We start from the raw sequence: 16,619 nt of genomic DNA, 5'->3' as shown, positions 1-16,619 counted from the left end.
TTTGAAAAGTAGATATATGAATAACACAATTTTAAACAGATATGATAAAGATGAAAATGGAAATTTAATAATAAAAATCTATACAACAAAGATAGAGGATTTATATGAAGATTATGATAAAAAATCTACATTTATCAAAAAAGATTTAAAAGAGGATTTAGAGAACTATCTTGAAGAGAGTGTTGCTGAAATTGCTGATAATAGTTTTATTATAAATTTTAATTTTGATGAAAAAAGTGGTGTTGAGACGCAAAATAGATTAAAAGTTAGTATTAAAGAGTATTTTGAATATCTTCAATTTTTGGAAAAAAACAAAATGAGAGATAATCTTAGAAACTCTTTAATATTTATATCACTTGGAGTTGTTTTAATTGCTATTTCATTGATTATTCCAGCTCAAGAGAAGTTTATTTTAAAAATACTTACAGAAGGTGTTACTGTTGGAGCTTGGGTTTGTTTGTGGGAAGCTATGGCTATAATATTAGTAAATTGGTTGCCACTTAAAAAAAGATTGAAAATCCTAAAAAAAATATCAAATGCAAAAATAGTTTGCTCATAAAAAAGGTAAAAAATGAATCAAAAAATAAAAAAATATTTAATAAGTTTTATCAAGTATGCAATCTTTTTTATTGTAGTTATAAATCTTGTAAGTTACTATAAAAGCCTTGATTTAAATAAAAACAGACTTGAAATAAGAAGTTTTGAACTACTAGATGGTACAAATTATGAAATAGAAAAAGATAAACCCCTACTAATTCATTTTTGGGCAACTTGGTGTCCTATTTGTGCACTTGAAGAGCAAAATATTGAAACTATTTCAAAGGATTATCAAGTTATTACAATAGCAACTCAATCTGGAAGCAGTGAAGAGATAAAAGAGTATTTAGAAAAAAACAACTTAAGCTTTAAAGTTGTAAATGATGATTTTGCAACTTTATCAAGAGAATTTAATATAAAAGCATTTCCAACAACTTTTATATATGACAAAAATCAGAATTTAAAATTTAGTGAAGTTGGATATAGTTCTACCTTTGGGCTTAAATTAAGACTTTGGTGGAGCAATTAAAGAGTATTTTGGATAAAATCCCAAATTACAATAATAAAAATTGAGGAAGATATGAAATTTAAAGTATTTGTAGATGGACAACATGGAACAACAGGATTAAAAATCCATGAAATGTTGGTTTTGCGAGATGAGTTAGAGCTTTTAACAATTGATGAAAAAGATAAAAAAAACAAAGAAAAAAGAGCAGAACTTTTAAATAGTGCTGATTTGGTTTTTTTATGCCTTCCTGATGATGCCTCAAAAGAGTCTGTTGGTTTAATAACAAATGAAAATGTAAAAGTAATAGATGCAAGTACAGCACACAGAACAAATCCTTCTTGGGTTTATGGAATACCTGAACTTACAAGCAAACAAAGAGATAAAATCAAAACTTCAAAAAGAGTTTGTGTACCAGGATGCCATGCTAGTGGATTAATTGTTGCTATGAAACCTCTATTTAAAAACAAAATTTTAAGTAAAAATCATAAACTAATTTGCCACTCAATAACTGGTTATAGTGGTGGTGGAACACAGATGATAAATGATTATGAAAATGGTTCTTTTGAAAATATAGGTGCTCAAAGACCTTATGCTTTAGGATTAAATCATAAACATCTTCCAGAGATGAAATATGTCTTAAAAATAAACAAAGCCCCAATTTTTACTCCAAGTGTTGGTAACTTCAAGCAAGGTATGCTTGTAATGTCATATATTGAAAAAAGTAGTATGAAAAAACCTCTAAATAAAGATGAGTTAATCAAAGTTTACAAAAACTACTATGCTGATGAGATTTTTATAAAAGTTATTGAGAACAATGATGAGTATTTAGAAAATGGATTTTTAAATCCAATGAGATGTAACAACACAAATAGTATTGAGATATCTGTTTATGAAAATAAAACTGATTTAGTAGTTATTTCAAGACTTGATAACTTAGGAAAAGGTGCAAGTGGAGCTGCTGTTCAGTGTATGAATATAATGCTTGGACTTGAAGAGAGAAAAGGTTTAGAGATAAAACTCTAAATCTTTTTAAACTAAACTTTTTAAACTCTCTTCTATATTTTTATATTTAAAATTAAATTTCAAATCCAAAACTCTTTTTGGAACTGCACTTTGTCCATCACTTAAAACTTTTGCACCTTCACTAAATATAAGTTTTAAAACAAACTCTGGAATAGGAAAAATTGTTGGTCTTTTTAAAAGTTTTCCTAAAGTTTTTGTAAACTCATAGTTTGTTGTAGGAGTTGGTGCTGTGCAGTTAAACACACCATCAAACTCATTTTCAATAACAAAATTATATATATTTACTAAATCTTCTATATGAATATATGAAAAATACTGTTTTCCACTTCCAATAATTCCACCAAGTCCTAATCTAAAAGGTGTAATCATCTTTTTAAATGCTCCACCATTTTTTCCCAAAACTATTCCAAATCTAAAAATAGCTACTTTTGTAGTACTGTTTTTTGCTTTTTGTGCCTCTTTTTCCCAGTTTTGACATAGAGTTGATAAAAAATCATTTGAAAAAGAGCCATTTTCATCATAAGTTTTTTTGTTGTCATATATTCCAACTGCTGAAGTTGATATAAAAAGTTTTGGTTTATTTGTTACTCTATTTACAGATTCTGTTAATTTTTTTGTAGTTTCAAGTCTGCTTGAAATCAAAAGTTTTTTGTAACTCTCACTCCATCTATTTATAATATTTGCACCACTTAAATTTATAATAATATCGCTAGAACTTATAAGCTCATCTAGCTTTGAAGAGTTGTTTAAAACCTCTCTTTTTATTTGAACAACTTTGTAGTTTTTATTTGAAAAAAACTCAACTAAACTTTGTCCAACAAATCCACTAGCACCAGAAATTGCAATAGTTTTCATATGCTTTCCTTATAATTTTTTATAACTTCATATTTAACAGTAATTTACCATAACTTATGCAATACTTGGAATTAAAAAGTCTGATTTTTTAATAAGTTTTGAACCTTTTTTATTAAATTCATTCTCTATTTTTAATCTATTTTTAGAGATATACTCCAAAACAAGAGGTTCTTGTTTTTGAATAAGATTTAATATAGCAAGTTTTAAAGATGAGTAAAACTCCTCTTCTTTATATATTTTTTCTGCTATTAAATCTATTTGTATCTTATTGTTACTCTCTAAAAAACTACTCTCTAAAAGTTCTAAAACTCTTTTTGCAACTTTATAATTTGTAATATGTCTTAAAAATTTATAAAATTTCATAGATAGATCCAAAAGATAATCTAAATTTCCTATATCTTCAATCTTAGATATTTTTCCATGTTCTAAATACTCAATTAAATCATCATCACTAAAAGCGTACTCTAAAAGTGAAATTATCTTTCTTTTATCATGTTTTTTCCATTTATAGTATGTTGGAGCTGAAAACTGAAAAAGCTTTGTCATAATCATCTCTTTTGTCATATCTTCCCTTTAAAAAATTTTTATCATTATATACTTATATAAATAATGATTTGATAAAGATGGACAAATAACAAAAAAGTTTAACTATTTACCAAACTCATTCCTAAATATGTGTTGTATGCGATATAACAAAGAATTAAAATTATTCCTTCAACTCTATTTATTCTTCCATCTCTTCCTCTAAAGCCATAAGCCATAGCAAAAAGAGCAATTGTTAAAAGAAGCATAATTAGCCAATCTCTTTTTAAAACTTCAAGTGGAATATTATTCATAGGTGCAATTACAACAGCAATTCCAATTACTGCTAAAAGGTTGAACATATTTGATCCAACAACATTTCCAATAGCAATATCATGTTCACCTTTTCGTGCTGCAATTACAGAAGCTGCAAGTTCAGGCAAAGAGGTTCCTAAAGCTACAATAGTTAAACCAATTATTAAATCACTAACCCCAAACTCAACAGCAACTCCAACAGCTCCCCAAACAAGTATTCTTGAACTTACTATTAATAAAATAAGTCCAAAAACAAGCCAAACAATACCAAGTTTTAAACTCATAGAGTGCTCTTTTAACTCTATATCCATCTCACTTTCTAAACTATCGCCTCTACTTTTTAAAGCTGTATAAACAGACCATAAAATTAGTGCAAAAAAAGCTGCTAAAAGTATAACTCCTTCAAAAAGTGTTAAACTATTATCCAAAAGCAAATACCCTGTAAACAATACGATTAGAAGTAAAAGTGGAATCTCTTTTTTAACTATTTTTGAATTAACAATTATTGGAGAGACAATAGCTGTAACTCCTAAAATCAATGCAATATTTACAATATTTGATCCAATAGCATTTCCAAGTGCAAGTGCTGGATTTCCTTCATAAGCAGCTATTGCAGAAACAACCATCTCAGGAGCACTTGTTCCAAATCCAACAATTAAAATACCTATTAATAAACTTGGCATTCCAAGATGCTTTGCTGTTGATGCAGCACCATCTACAAACCTATCTGCACTCCAAACTAAAAGAGCAAATCCTAATACTATTGCTAGTAGATAAAATATCATAAATATATCTTCCTTAATAAATTTTCGGAAGTATACTTTTAATTATTTTAAATCTTGCCAAGAGTTAGCAACACCAACAGATACTTTTAAAGGAACATTTAATACAAAAATACTCTCCATAATATCTTTTATATCTTTGCTTACCTCATCAACATACTCATCTTTAACTTCAAAAATAAGCTCATCGTGTATTTGTAAAAGCATTTTTACATTTGGATTATCTTTATATTTCAGATGAATATTTATCATAGATAGTTTTATTAAATCAGCTGCACTACCTTGAAATAGCGTATTTACAGCCTCTCTTAAATATGCAGCTTTTAACATTGGACTTGCACCTTGAAAATCAAAAAGTCGCTTTCTATTTAGAAGTGTTTTTACATAACCCTTTTCAATAGCCTCATCTTCAATAGATTTAAAATAATCTTTTACACTTTTAAATGCTTCAAAATATGAGTCAATATATGTTTTTGCCTCTTTTGTAGAAATTCCTAAAGTATCTGATAGTTTTTTACTTCCCATTCCATATAAAAGCCCAAAGTTTATAGTTTTTGCAATAGCTCTTTTATCTTTTGCTTCATCTTCACCAAAAATCTTAATAGCAGTTTGTAAGTGAATATCTAAATCTTGTTTAAATGCATTTACAAGTGCTTCATCTTTTGAAAAATGGGCAAGAAGTCTAAGCTCAATTTGTGAATAATCAACTCCAACAAGCTTATAACCCTCTTGTGCTATAAAAGCTCTTCTAATTTGAATATCACTAAAAGTCCCAACTGGAATATTTTGTAAATTTGGATTTTTTGAGCTTAATCTTCCTGTTGTAGTACCTGTATGTAAAAATGAAGAGAAAACTCTATTTTCACTATCTTTTAATCCAAGCTCTAAAAGTGGTTCAATATATGTTGAGTGAAGTTTAAAAGCCTCTCTATATTTTAATAAAAGAGGAACTACTTTATGCTCATTTTTTAAGCTCTCCAAAACAGACTCATCTGTACTATAACCTGTTTTTGTCTTCTTTGAAGATGCAAGTCCCAGTTTTTCAAACAAAATCACACCCAACTGTTTTGGAGAGTTAATATTAAAACTCTCTTCGCAAGCTTCATAAATATTTTGAGTTAATTCATTTAGATAAATTAAACTTCTATCTTTATACTCTTTTAGAAGTTTTACATCTATTTTTATACCTTTTTGCTCCATTGAAGCTAAAACATAAATAAAGTTAAACTCTAGTTCAAAAGCTATACTTAAAAGCTCATCTTCCCCTCTTTGTTTAAAAATCTCAAGCTGTTTGTTAAATAGTTTCAAAGTCATCAAAGCATCTTCAGCTGCATATTGTGTTGCTTTTTCTAACTCAACACTTGAAAAATCTTCACCTTTTTTTACAACTTGAGAAAAAGAAACCATATCTATTTGAAAATATTTTTTTATTTGATAATCTATTCCAACTTTCTCACTTGTATCTAAAAGCCACGATAAAATCATAGTATCTGCATATAGTTTTAAATCCAAATCAAAATTGTTTTTTACAATTTGCCAATCATATTTGAAGTTTTGAAAAACAAGTTTATATCTGTTTAAAATCTCTATTGCTTTTTTAGCAGCATCAATTGAAATTTGATTTCCAACACCTAAGTAGTTATGAGATATTGGTACATAATATGCTTTTTTATCTTCATAACAAAATGAGAATCCAACTATTTTTGCTTTTGCCGTATCAAGATTAGTTGTCTCTGTATCAAATGCAATTATTGCATCTCTTGGAATTTTATTTATTGCTAAAGTTAAATCATTTTCATTATCAAGCAATATATACTCAATTTTCTCATCTTCTACTTTTTTTGGAACTTCTGTTTTATAATTTAAACCATTTTTATTTACTCTTTCAATGATTCTGTGCATATCATAAGACTCTAAATCTGAAGCTATTTTTAAAATTGGATTCTCAAGCGGCAATGAAAACTCATCAATATTTGATATAAAGTGACAATCATCTTTTAAAGTTACAAGTTGTTTTGATAAAAAAGCATTATCTTTTCCTTCAATTAATAGCTCTTTTGTTCTTTTTTTATCAATATTTTCAATATTTTCATAGATATTTTCAAGTGTTCCAAATTGTTCTATCAAAGTTTGTGCTGTTTTTGCACCAACTCCTTTTACTCCTGGAATATTATCAGCTGTATCACCAACTAATGCTTGATAATCTATAAACTGCTTTGGAGTTACTCCATATTTTTCTATACATTTTGCTTCATTAATAATCTGTTTTTTAGTTGGGTCAAACAAATATACACTATTTTCATCATCAATTAGTTGATATAAATCTTTATCATGAGATACAATTCTTACCTCAAAGCCTTTTTCCTTTGCATCTTTTGCAATTGAAGCAACCATATCATCAGCTTCATATCCAGTTCTAATAGCTATTTTAAATCCCATTTTCTCAACCCAAGATATTGCAACTGGAAGTTGAGTTAATAAATCTTCTGGAACATCTGGTCTTTGAGCTTTGTAGTTATCAAATAACTCATTTCTAAAAGTTGTCCCTTTTGCATCAAGAGCAAAAACTATATAATCTGTCTTAAAATCTTTTCCAATTCCAGCAACAAAGTTCATAAAACCTGTTAAAAGTCCAGTTGGGAAACCTCTGTTTGATCGCAAGGGTGGAAGTGCAAAATAACTTCTAAATAAAAATCCGAATGTATCAATTATTGTGATGCTTTTTTTCATAAATCTTCTTTCAATATATGTTTTAAAGATTTTATAATATAATAATCTCTTTTAAATATGGGTTTATATTAAAAGGATAAAAGATGATAATAATTCCAGCAAGGCTAAATTCAAGCCGATTTGCTAATAAAATTTTGGTAGATATTTTAGGTCTTCCAATGGTTATAAGAACTGCAAAACAAGTAAGCTCTTTGGATAAAGTTGTAATTGCAACTGATAGTAGTGAAGTTATGGATTTGGCAAAAGAGCACGGTTTTGATGCTGTTATGACAAGTGTTAATCACAATAGCGGAACAGATAGAATAAATGAGGCTGTAAATAGATTAAACTTAAGTGATGATGAGATTATTGTAAATGTTCAAGCAGATGAGCCTTTTATAGAAGTTGATATTGTAAAAGCTGTAATAAATAGAGTAAAAGAGGTAAAAGATTGTCAAAATACTTTAATAACTTCTTGCTACAAAGAGATAAATAGTGAAAATGCAGATGATCCAAATTTGGTAAAAGTTGTTTTAGATGAATATGAAAATGCAATATACTTTTCAAGAGCAAAAATCCCATATCACAGAGATCATAGCGAAAACTCAACATATTTTGGACACTTAGGAATTTATGGATTTACAAAAAAATCTTTAAATAAGTTTTGTAGTTTAAACTCTTCAAAATTAGAGAATATTGAAAAACTTGAGCAATTAAGAGCAATTGACAATGGGTTTAAAATAGCAATGGTAAAAGTAAATTCAAAATCTTTTGGAATTGATACACAAGAGGATTTAAACAGAGCTTTAAAAGTTTTTAAAGCTTAAATCACGCTAAAGAGTAGTTTTTTTAAACTACCTTTTAAAACTTCTCTCTCTTTTTTACTAAAATCTTTAAATGTATTTTCAAGCCTTTTTAACCTCTGCTCTACACAATTTAATATTATATCTTTACCTTTTGGTGTAAGAACAACTAATATTTTTCTTTTATCCTCTTTTAAAGTTGTTCTAGTTATTAAACCTCTATCTTCAAGTTTTTTTAATATTTTTGTCATTCCACCTGATGAAAATATCATTGTATTATACAACTCAGTTGGTGTTAGAGCATGTTCATTGTTTTCAAAATATAAAGATGCTAAAACGTCAAATTCTGAGTGAAGAAGATCAAAATTTTGTTTATAAAAACTCTCCTCTTCTTGATATAGATGTTTTGCAATCAATATAATAGGAAGAGATAAAGCAAATACATCATATCTATCTTCTTGAACAACTTTTTTATAAAAATCTTCTATATGTCTTTTTTTCATCTTGGAAGTTTAGCTAAATTAAGTTTAAAAATATCTTTCTAGCAAGATACTTTTAAGTCAATTTTTGATAAAATCGTTTTTTATTTTTAAAAGGAGTAATTTTGAAAAAGATATATTTTATTTTTTTATTACCACTTTTTTTACATAGTCAAACTTTAGATGAACTAGTTGATTTATCAATACAAAATCAACTAATTAAAGCTTCACAGCAAAATCTTGAAGCTTTAAAAGAGGATTATAAAAGTATAAAAAGTGGTTATTTACCAAAATTTAATGTTGGTACAACTTATTATATAAATGATAAAGAGTATACAGCACAACAAATTGCAAAAAAAGGTTTAAATGCATATGGAAGTGTAGATTTCATTCTTTATGATGGTGGTAAAAGAGGAGATACTTTTGATATCTATAAATCATCAATTAAAAGTGGCGAAAGCTCTCTTGAAGCACTTAAAAACAATATCTCTTTAACTGTTGTAAATCACTACTATAACTTTTTATCACTAGATGCAAATAAAGATGCTAAGCAAAAAGAGATAGAACAACTTGTTGCTCAAAAAAATAGAATTGAAAGATTTTATGAAGCTGGAACTGCAACAGAGGATGAGTATCAAAAAATAGTTTCAAGACTTGAAGCTTCAAATGTTGAGTTACAAGAGCTTGAACTTGAACTTGTTACAATATTACATAATCTTGAGTATTTAACAGGACAAACAGTTACTATTTCAAGTGGTTCAACTATAAAAGAGATTGAAAATAAAGAAGAGCCTAATGAGAGATTTGATATTCAAGCACTTTTATTTGATACACAAGCAAAGGCTTATGAAACAAAAGCTGCTAAAAGTGACTATCTTCCTACAATCACTTTAAATAATACTTTTAACTACTATGACAAAGATTATGATGATGAAAATATGAGAAATGGAATTTATCATCAAAATGTTGCTAGTGCAAATTTAAACTGGAATATATTCTCTTTTGGAGAGACAAGATTTAAATCTCAATCTAAACAAAAAGAGTATCTAGCTAGTAAATCAAACTATGATTATGAGAAAAATAAAGCTTTAGTTGATTTTAAATTAGCACTAAAAGCTTATAATATAGCAAAAGCAAAAATAAGTTCAAGTGAAGCATCTGTAAAAGCTGCACAAAGTGCTTATGAGGTTATTAAATCAAAATTTGAAAATGGCTTAATTGATAATGTTGCATTTTTACAAAGTTTAACAGAAAAATACAATGCAATAAGTTTACATAAAAAAGCTCTAAATGATTTAGAGATTAAAAAAGCGGCTATAATTTACCACAGTGGTGAGAAAATCAAGGAGTATATAAAATGATAAAAAAATCGATAATATCAATAATTTTAGCAACAGTTAGTTTTTCTACAGTTTTTGCAAATGAAGCCCCTGCACTTCCTGTGCAAGTTTTTAAAGTAGAGAAAAAAGATTTTAAAACTACAAAAAATTATCCTACTATTTTAAAATCAATTGAACAAGTTGATGTTACAGCAAGAGTTGCTGGAATTTTAAAAGAGAAACATTTTAATGAAGGTGATTTTGTAAAAAAAGGATCTTTACTTTATAAAATAGAACCAGATACATATTTAGCAAATTTAAATATGAAAAAAGCAAATTTTACAAAAGCAAAAAAAGATTTTGAAAGAGCAAAATCTTTGATTGAATCAAAAGCGATTAGTCCTCAACAATTTGATGAGTTTACATTTCAATATGAAAGCTCAAAAGCTGCACTTGATGAGGCACAAATTCAATACAACTACACACAAGTAACTAGTCCAATAGATGGAATTGCTGGAATTAAAAGACAAGATATTGGTGATTTAGTTGGAACAAGTGCAACTAACTCTGTTTTAGTAACTGTTACAAATACAAATCCAATTCATGCAGAGTTTTCACTTCCAAGAGCAGATATGAATAACTTTTTAAAGCAGATAAAAGATAACAAAGCAAAAACAACACTTATTTTAAATAGTAAAGAGTATCAAGGAGAGATAGATTTTGTATCTCCAACAATAGATTCAAATACTGACACTTTGCTTTTAAGAGCAAAAATAGATAATAAAAATGGTGATCTTTTAGTTGGAGATTTTGCACAAATCAAAATTAGTAATCTTGATTTAGGTGATGTTTTTGTAGTTCCTGAAAATGCTGTTTTAAAAACATCTCAAGGTTCAATAGTAATGGTTGTAGATGATAACAATATTGTAAACCCAAAACCAGTTGTTGCTGGAGATTTGATTAAAGATGGTGTTATTATAAAAGGTGGTCTAAGTGGTGGTGAAAAAATTGTTATTTCAAATATTGCAAAAGTAAGACCTAACACAAAAGTTCAAATTGTAAATAAAGAGAAATAGTATGATTTCAGCATTTTTTATAAGAAACCCTGTTTTTGCAGGTGTTTTATCTATTATTATATTTCTAGTTGGACTTATTTCTATGTTCAATTTACCAATTGAACAATATCCAAAAGTTCTTCCTCCACAAATTGTTGTAAGTACAAACTATCCAGGAGCTAGTGCAAATACTATTGCAAAAACAGTAGCAGCTCCTCTTGAACAACAGATAAATGGTGCTAAAGATATGATTTATATGAACTCTTTAGCAGATGATAGTGGAAATTTATCAATTAATGTATATTTTGAAGTAGGAACAGATCCTGATAGTGCAAAAATTGATGTAAACAATAGAGTTCAAGCAGCTTTGTCTTCAATGCCTGAGCAAGTTCAAAGAGTTGGAGTTGTTGTAGGAGAAAGAAGTCCTAGTATTTTACAATTTATTATGCTTCAATCTCCAAATAACACTTATGACTCTATATATTTATCAAACTATGCACTACTTAATATGGTTGAAACACTAAAAAGAGTTGAAGGTGTTGGAGATGCTATGATTTTTGGGGCTAAAGATTACTCTATTAGAGTTTGGCTAGACCCTTCAAAACTATCAAAATACTCTCTTGCTACAACTGATGTAATTGCTGTTATAAAAGAGCAAAACAATCAATATGCAGCTGGAAAAATTGCAGCTGAACCAATTGCAAATAAACAGATGTACACATATACAATTCAAACTCCAGAGAGATTTGATGACCCTGTTCAATTTGCTAATATTGTAATTCGTTCAAATCCTGATGGAAGTAGTTTAAAGCTTAAAGATGTTGCTACAATAGAGCTTGGTGCTAGTAATTACAGTATGCAAACAAGATTAAATAATGCACCTTCACTGCCAATTGGAGTATTTTTACAAAGTGAAGCAAATGCTTTAGAATCAGCAGCTGCTATTAAAAAAGCACTTGAAGAGGCTAGTAAAAGTTTCCCTGAAGATATGACTTATACTATTCCTTATGATAGTACAGATTTTATCTCTGCTTCTATAAACGAAGTTGTTAAAACATTTGTTGAAGCACTTATTTTAGTTATATTAATTATATATCTATTTTTACAAAACTGGAGAGCTACAATTATTCCACTAATTGCAGTTCCTGTATCTATTATTGGTGCATTTGCTGGAATGTATGCTTTAGGGTTTAGTATAAATCTTCTTACTCTTTTTGGACTTGTTCTTGCTATTGGTATTGTTGTTGATGATGCTATTATTGTTATTGAGAATATTGAACGACATATGGAGATGGGTAAAACTCCAAAAGAGGCAGCATTTGCAGCTATGAGAGAGGTAACAGGAGCTTTAATTGCTATTATTTTGGTACTTGGAGCTGTGTTTGTACCTGTTGCTTTTATGGGTGGATTAAGTGGAGAGATGTATAGACAATTTGCTATTACCATTGTTGTGTCCGTTGTTATTTCAGGATTTGTTGCACTTACTTTAACACCATCACTATGTGTAAGAATATTAAAAAATAAAAAACATGAACCAAAAGGTTTTTTCAAATGGTTCAATAATATGTTTGATAGAGCGACTGCTGGTTATTCATATTTAGTTAAAAAAACAATTAGATACTCTTTAATATCTATGTTGCTATTTGGTGGGTTAATATTTATATCATACGATATGTTTAAAGATATGAAAACAGGTTTAGTACCTGATGAGGATCAAGGAACAATATTTATATTTGGATTTAATCCTCCAGGTTCATCACTTTCAAGAACAATAGAACTAAGTGAAGAGATTAATGCTATTGTTTCAAAAGACCCAAATGTTAAAAATATTATTACTTTAGCTGGTTATGACTTTACAACATCAGCTCAAAGAACACATACAGTTGCAACAATTATTAAACTAAAAGATTGGGACGAAAGACCAGAATCGAGTCAATCAGCTCAAGCACTTTTAAAGAAATTTAGTGCCCAATTAATGCAAACTAGTGAAGGATTTTCAATAGCTGTTATTCCACCTGCAATTATGGGTATGAGTGTTACTGGTGGATTTGATATGTATGTTCAAGACCGAACTGGTGGAAGTGTTGAAGATTTACAAAAAGTTGTTAATGCTGTAATACAAAAAGCACAAACTAGACCAGAGTTAATGGGTGTTAGAACTTCACTATCTGCAAATATTCCTCAATACAAAATGGATGTAGATATTGAAAAAGCAAAAGCAAAAGGTGTTAGTATAAATGATATTTATAACACAATAAATGCAACTTATGGAAGTTTTTATGTAAATGATTTCTCACTTTATGGACGAACTTATAAAGTAAATATGCAAGCAATTGATACATATAGATCAAATGTTGATGATATGCAGTATATTTATGTTAAATCATCAAATGGAGAACTTCTACCTTTAAGTGCTTTTGTTACTTTGAAAAAAGATGTTGGAGCTGATATTGTTGAAAGATTTAATCTTTTCCAAGCTGCAAAAGTTTCAGGACAACCAGCAGCTGGTTATAGTTCTGGAGATGCACTAAAAGCTATTGAAGAGGTTTCAAAAGAGGTTTTACCTCAAGGATATACAATATCTTGGGTAGGAACTGCTTATCAAGAGAAACAAATAGGTGGAAGTTCTGCTCAAGCATTTATCTTTGGTATTATATTCCTATTCTTAATTTTAGCAGCTCTTTATGAAAAATGGTTGCTTCCAATTGCTGTTGTTTTAGCTGTACCGTTTGCTATTTTTGGAGCTATTTTAGCTACAAATTTAAGAGGACTTGACAACAATATCTACTTCCAAGTTGGACTTTTAGTTCTTGCTGGATTGGCTGCTAAAAATGCAATTTTGATTGTAGAGTTTGCTCTTCAAAAAAGAAAAGAGGGATACAATCTAATTGACTCAGCTTTAGAAGCTGCAAAAGTGCGACTTAGACCAATTATTATGACTTCACTAGCATTTACAATTGGTGTTATGCCACTTGCAATTAGTAGTGGTGCTGGAGCTGCTAGTAAGCACTCAATTGGAACTGGAGTTATTGGAGGAATGCTAACAGCAACATTTATAGCAATTTTGTTTATACCTCTATTTTATATTTTAATCTCAAGATTAAGTAGAGAAAAAGAGGGTTCAATTGCTGAAGAGTTAAAAAAAGAGGAAGAAGAGAACAATAAAGAGTACTAAAAGTACTCTTTACTTCCTTGAAAATATAAATCATATCTCTAATAAAGATTAAAATAGTATAATTTTGACTTTTAAAAAGTAAAACTTCAAGAAAGATTTCATAATTTTGCAAAAAATAGTTAAAACTAATGAACAAGAGAATATTGTAAATAGCACATTAAGCTCTTTTAAAATAAATGCAGTTGCTGGTAGTGGAAAAACTACAACTCTACTTCTATATGCACAAAAAAATCCACATTTAAAAATTCTTTATTTAGCTTATAACAAATCTTTACAAACATCAATTTTAGAGAAATTAAAAAATTTCAAAGTGCCAAATTTAGAATCAAGCACTATTCACTCATTTATTTACAAAAGAACAAGAGCTTTAAACTATAATCTAACAAATGAGTTAAAAACAACTGTTTTAGATAGAGTTATTAGCTATTATGAATATGATGAAAATAATCAAAGCTTTTATGCTTCAAATGAGTATCTCTCACTTTTAAGAGATTTAGTAAATTTTTATTGTAACTCAAGTATTAAAGAGCTTGATAATAGATTAATTGATAGTTTTATAAAACAAAGTGACTTTAGTGCAAAGTTTTTAGAAGTTTTAAATAAAAACCAAAATAAACTAAAAGAGCATCTAAAAGTTGTTTTAAGTGCAATGAAAAATAGAAAAATAGATGCAACTCACGATTTTTATCTAAAAATGTACTATTTAAGTAGCAATTTTGATAAAAATTTAAATTATGACTTAATTTTAATTGATGAAGCACAAGATATAAGTGATGTTATGATTAGTATTGTTGAAAGTTTTGGTAAAAATCGTATATATGTAGGAGATAGTTTTCAACAAATATATAGTTTTAGATATGCAACAAATGCTCTTGCAAAGATTGATCTTCCAGCTTATAATCTAACTATTAGTTTTAGATTTTCAAACTCCTATGCAAAATATTTAGAGAGAAATTTAAACAAACTCTACTCTTTAAATGGAAAAAACAACCTTGTTTTAAATGGTATTGAGACAACTACAGAAGTTGGAGATAGATATTTAGACAAATCAAAACCAATTTGTATAATCTCAAGAACATCATTTGCACTAATTCAAGAGTTAGTAAAATATATCCAAGAAAATAAAAAGATATTTTTTGAAGGTGGATACTCATCATACTCATTTATGAATCAAACTGTTTACTCAATTTTTTATCTAAAAAATAGAAAAAATGAGAAAATATCTGTGGATGAGATAAAGAGTTTTAGCACAATATATGAGCTAGAAAATTTTGCAAAAGAGACAAAAAATCAAGACTATTTAAATATTATAAAATTTATAAATACTTATGGTGATAATATTTTTGAGATAAATAAAAGAGCAAAAGAGCTTTTATGTCAAAATAAAGATGAAGCTGAAATTATATTTACAACAGCACATAAAGCAAAAGGTATGGAGTATGATCAAGTTATTATGACAAATGATTTTATTAATAAAAAAGAGATTGAAAATAGTAAAAATAGTTATAGCTTTACTCAAATAAATGAAGAGTTAAATATCTTTTATGTAGCAGCTACAAGAGCTAAAAAAGCTATAGTTTTACCACCATTGGAGTAAATTTGAAGAGATATATTTTTATACTTTTAGCTTTTATTTTAATATTTTCTATTTTTATTTTCTCAAAAAATAGTGAAAAATTTGAAATCTCATACTATGTTTGGGAAAATTCTTATAAAAATGAGATTTTAAATGAGAAGTTATATATAAAAGTTTTAGATATAGACTACTCAAATAAACTTGAGATTATAAAAACAAACTTTATAAAAAATCCTCCAAAAGATTTTATTCCAACAATTTATATTACAAATAAAACTATGCAAAATGTTGATTTTAAAAGATTAAGCAAAGATATAATCAAAATTCTAAATAGCTTTAATTTTAATTTCAATGAACTACAAATAGATTGCGACTGGAGTGATAGCTCTAAAAATAACTACTTTTTATTTTTAAAAGAGTTAAAAAATGAATTAAAAGTAACTATTAGCACTACTTTAAGATTGCATCAAATTAAATACTATAAACAAACAGGTATTCCACCTGCTGATTATGGAGTTTTAATGTATTACAATATGTCAGAGTTGGGAAATTTTAATACAAAAAACTATATTTTAGATAACAATATAGCAAAAAAATATCTATTTAATTTTGAAAATTACCCTCTTAAATTAAAACTTGCTCTTCCTTTATACTCTCAAGCTATACAATTTAGAAATAAAAGAGCTATAAATTTGTTTGAAGGTATAAAAAAAGAGGACTTCAATGAAAATTTTAAAGATTTAGGAGAGAATAGATTTCAAGTTTTAAAAAGTCACTATTTTAAAGGACAATATATCTATAAAGATGATATTTTAAGATTTGATTATGTAACTTCAAATGATTTAAAAATTGCATTATCTGACTTTTTAAAACACTCAAAAAACTATTTTAATGAGATTATTTTTTATACATATAAATATAAAAATAGCTATAATCTTGCTCAAATTTTAGAACAATAAGG

General features: G+C 27.7%; 14 protein-coding genes. 9 read left to right on the top strand and 5 right to left on the bottom strand.

Annotated elements, in window-relative coordinates:
* Window positions 1–16 precede the first annotated feature (16 nt).
* The 3 genes from ASKIR_RS03105 to argC are packed head-to-tail and all read left to right on the top strand — an operon-like array spanning window position 17 to window position 2,068.
* On the top strand, window positions 17–559 hold the full coding sequence (locus tag ASKIR_RS03105; protein ID WP_066356416.1) for a hypothetical protein: 543 nt from the start codon (window positions 17–19) through the stop codon (window positions 557–559).
* Window positions 560–571: 12 nt separating this feature from the next.
* A complete protein-coding gene (locus tag ASKIR_RS03100; protein ID WP_066161776.1) occupies window positions 572–1,066 on the top strand; it encodes a protein disulfide oxidoreductase in 495 nt (164 codons plus the stop codon).
* A 51-nt stretch (window positions 1,067–1,117) separates the two neighbouring features.
* A complete protein-coding gene (argC, locus tag ASKIR_RS03095) occupies window positions 1,118–2,068 on the top strand; it encodes an N-acetyl-gamma-glutamyl-phosphate reductase (protein WP_115588459.1) in 951 nt (316 codons plus the stop codon).
* A 6-nt stretch (window positions 2,069–2,074) separates the two neighbouring features.
* Here the strand turns inward: argC and ASKIR_RS03090 are convergent, their stop codons facing one another.
* From ASKIR_RS03090 to polA, 4 genes are all read right to left on the bottom strand, one after another.
* Window positions 2,075–2,923, bottom strand: coding sequence for a TIGR01777 family oxidoreductase (locus ASKIR_RS03090; protein WP_115588458.1), 849 nt, complete (start codon window positions 2,921–2,923; stop codon window positions 2,075–2,077).
* A gap of 54 nt (window positions 2,924–2,977) precedes the next feature.
* On the bottom strand, window positions 2,978–3,487 hold the full coding sequence (locus ASKIR_RS03085) for a hypothetical protein (protein WP_066351074.1): 510 nt from the start codon (window positions 3,485–3,487) through the stop codon (window positions 2,978–2,980).
* An 80-nt stretch (window positions 3,488–3,567) separates the two neighbouring features.
* Window positions 3,568–4,545: a calcium/sodium antiporter gene (locus ASKIR_RS03080; RefSeq protein ID WP_115588457.1), complete on the bottom strand. Its 978-nt coding sequence runs from the start codon at window positions 4,543–4,545 to the stop codon at window positions 3,568–3,570.
* 42 nt (window positions 4,546–4,587) lie between these two features.
* The gene (polA, locus tag ASKIR_RS03075; RefSeq protein ID WP_115588456.1) at window positions 4,588–7,272 is read right to left on the bottom strand and encodes a DNA polymerase I; all 2,685 of its coding nucleotides are present in this window, start codon (window positions 7,270–7,272) and stop codon (window positions 4,588–4,590) included.
* Window positions 7,273–7,355: 83 nt separating this feature from the next.
* Here polA and kdsB point away from each other — a divergent pair, with 83 nt between their 5' ends.
* Complete coding sequence (gene kdsB, locus ASKIR_RS03070) at window positions 7,356–8,078, top strand: 3-deoxy-manno-octulosonate cytidylyltransferase (protein ID WP_115588455.1); 723 nt, start codon at window positions 7,356–7,358, stop codon at window positions 8,076–8,078.
* Here kdsB and ASKIR_RS03065 read toward each other — a convergent pair.
* Window positions 8,075–8,557, bottom strand: a complete 483-nt coding sequence (locus ASKIR_RS03065; protein ID WP_066161798.1) for a MarR family winged helix-turn-helix transcriptional regulator — start codon at window positions 8,555–8,557, stop codon at window positions 8,075–8,077. The two genes, kdsB and ASKIR_RS03065, sit on opposite strands and share 4 nt — an antisense overlap.
* 101 nt (window positions 8,558–8,658) lie before the next feature.
* Here ASKIR_RS03065 and ASKIR_RS03060 point away from each other — a divergent pair, with 101 nt between their 5' ends.
* The 5 genes from ASKIR_RS03060 (at window position 8,659) to ASKIR_RS03040 (ending at window position 16,617) form a co-directional block, all read left to right on the top strand.
* Window positions 8,659–9,894 (top strand): TolC family protein, encoded by a 1,236-nt coding sequence (locus tag ASKIR_RS03060; protein ID WP_115588454.1) that lies wholly within the window; start codon window positions 8,659–8,661, stop codon window positions 9,892–9,894.
* Complete coding sequence (locus ASKIR_RS03055; protein ID WP_115588453.1) at window positions 9,891–10,928, top strand: efflux RND transporter periplasmic adaptor subunit; 1,038 nt, start codon at window positions 9,891–9,893, stop codon at window positions 10,926–10,928. Before ASKIR_RS03060 ends, ASKIR_RS03055 begins: the two co-directional genes overlap by 4 nt.
* A gap of 1 nt (window position 10,929) precedes the next feature.
* Window positions 10,930–14,082, top strand: a complete 3,153-nt coding sequence (locus ASKIR_RS03050) for an efflux RND transporter permease subunit (RefSeq protein ID WP_115588452.1) — start codon at window positions 10,930–10,932, stop codon at window positions 14,080–14,082.
* Between the two features lie 106 nt (window positions 14,083–14,188).
* Window positions 14,189–15,679: a UvrD-helicase domain-containing protein gene (locus ASKIR_RS03045; protein WP_170256911.1), complete on the top strand. Its 1,491-nt coding sequence runs from the start codon at window positions 14,189–14,191 to the stop codon at window positions 15,677–15,679.
* A gap of 2 nt (window positions 15,680–15,681) precedes the next feature.
* Window positions 15,682–16,617, top strand: coding sequence for a hypothetical protein (locus ASKIR_RS03040; protein ID WP_115588451.1), 936 nt, complete (start codon window positions 15,682–15,684; stop codon window positions 16,615–16,617).
* The last annotated feature ends 2 nt before the right edge of the window (window positions 16,618–16,619 follow it).

The sequence above is a fragment of the Aliarcobacter skirrowii CCUG 10374 genome (assembly GCF_003544835.1).
Lineage (GTDB): Bacteria > Campylobacterota > Campylobacteria > Campylobacterales > Arcobacteraceae > Aliarcobacter > Aliarcobacter skirrowii.
This window is presented reverse-complemented; position numbering and strand designations above follow the sequence as displayed.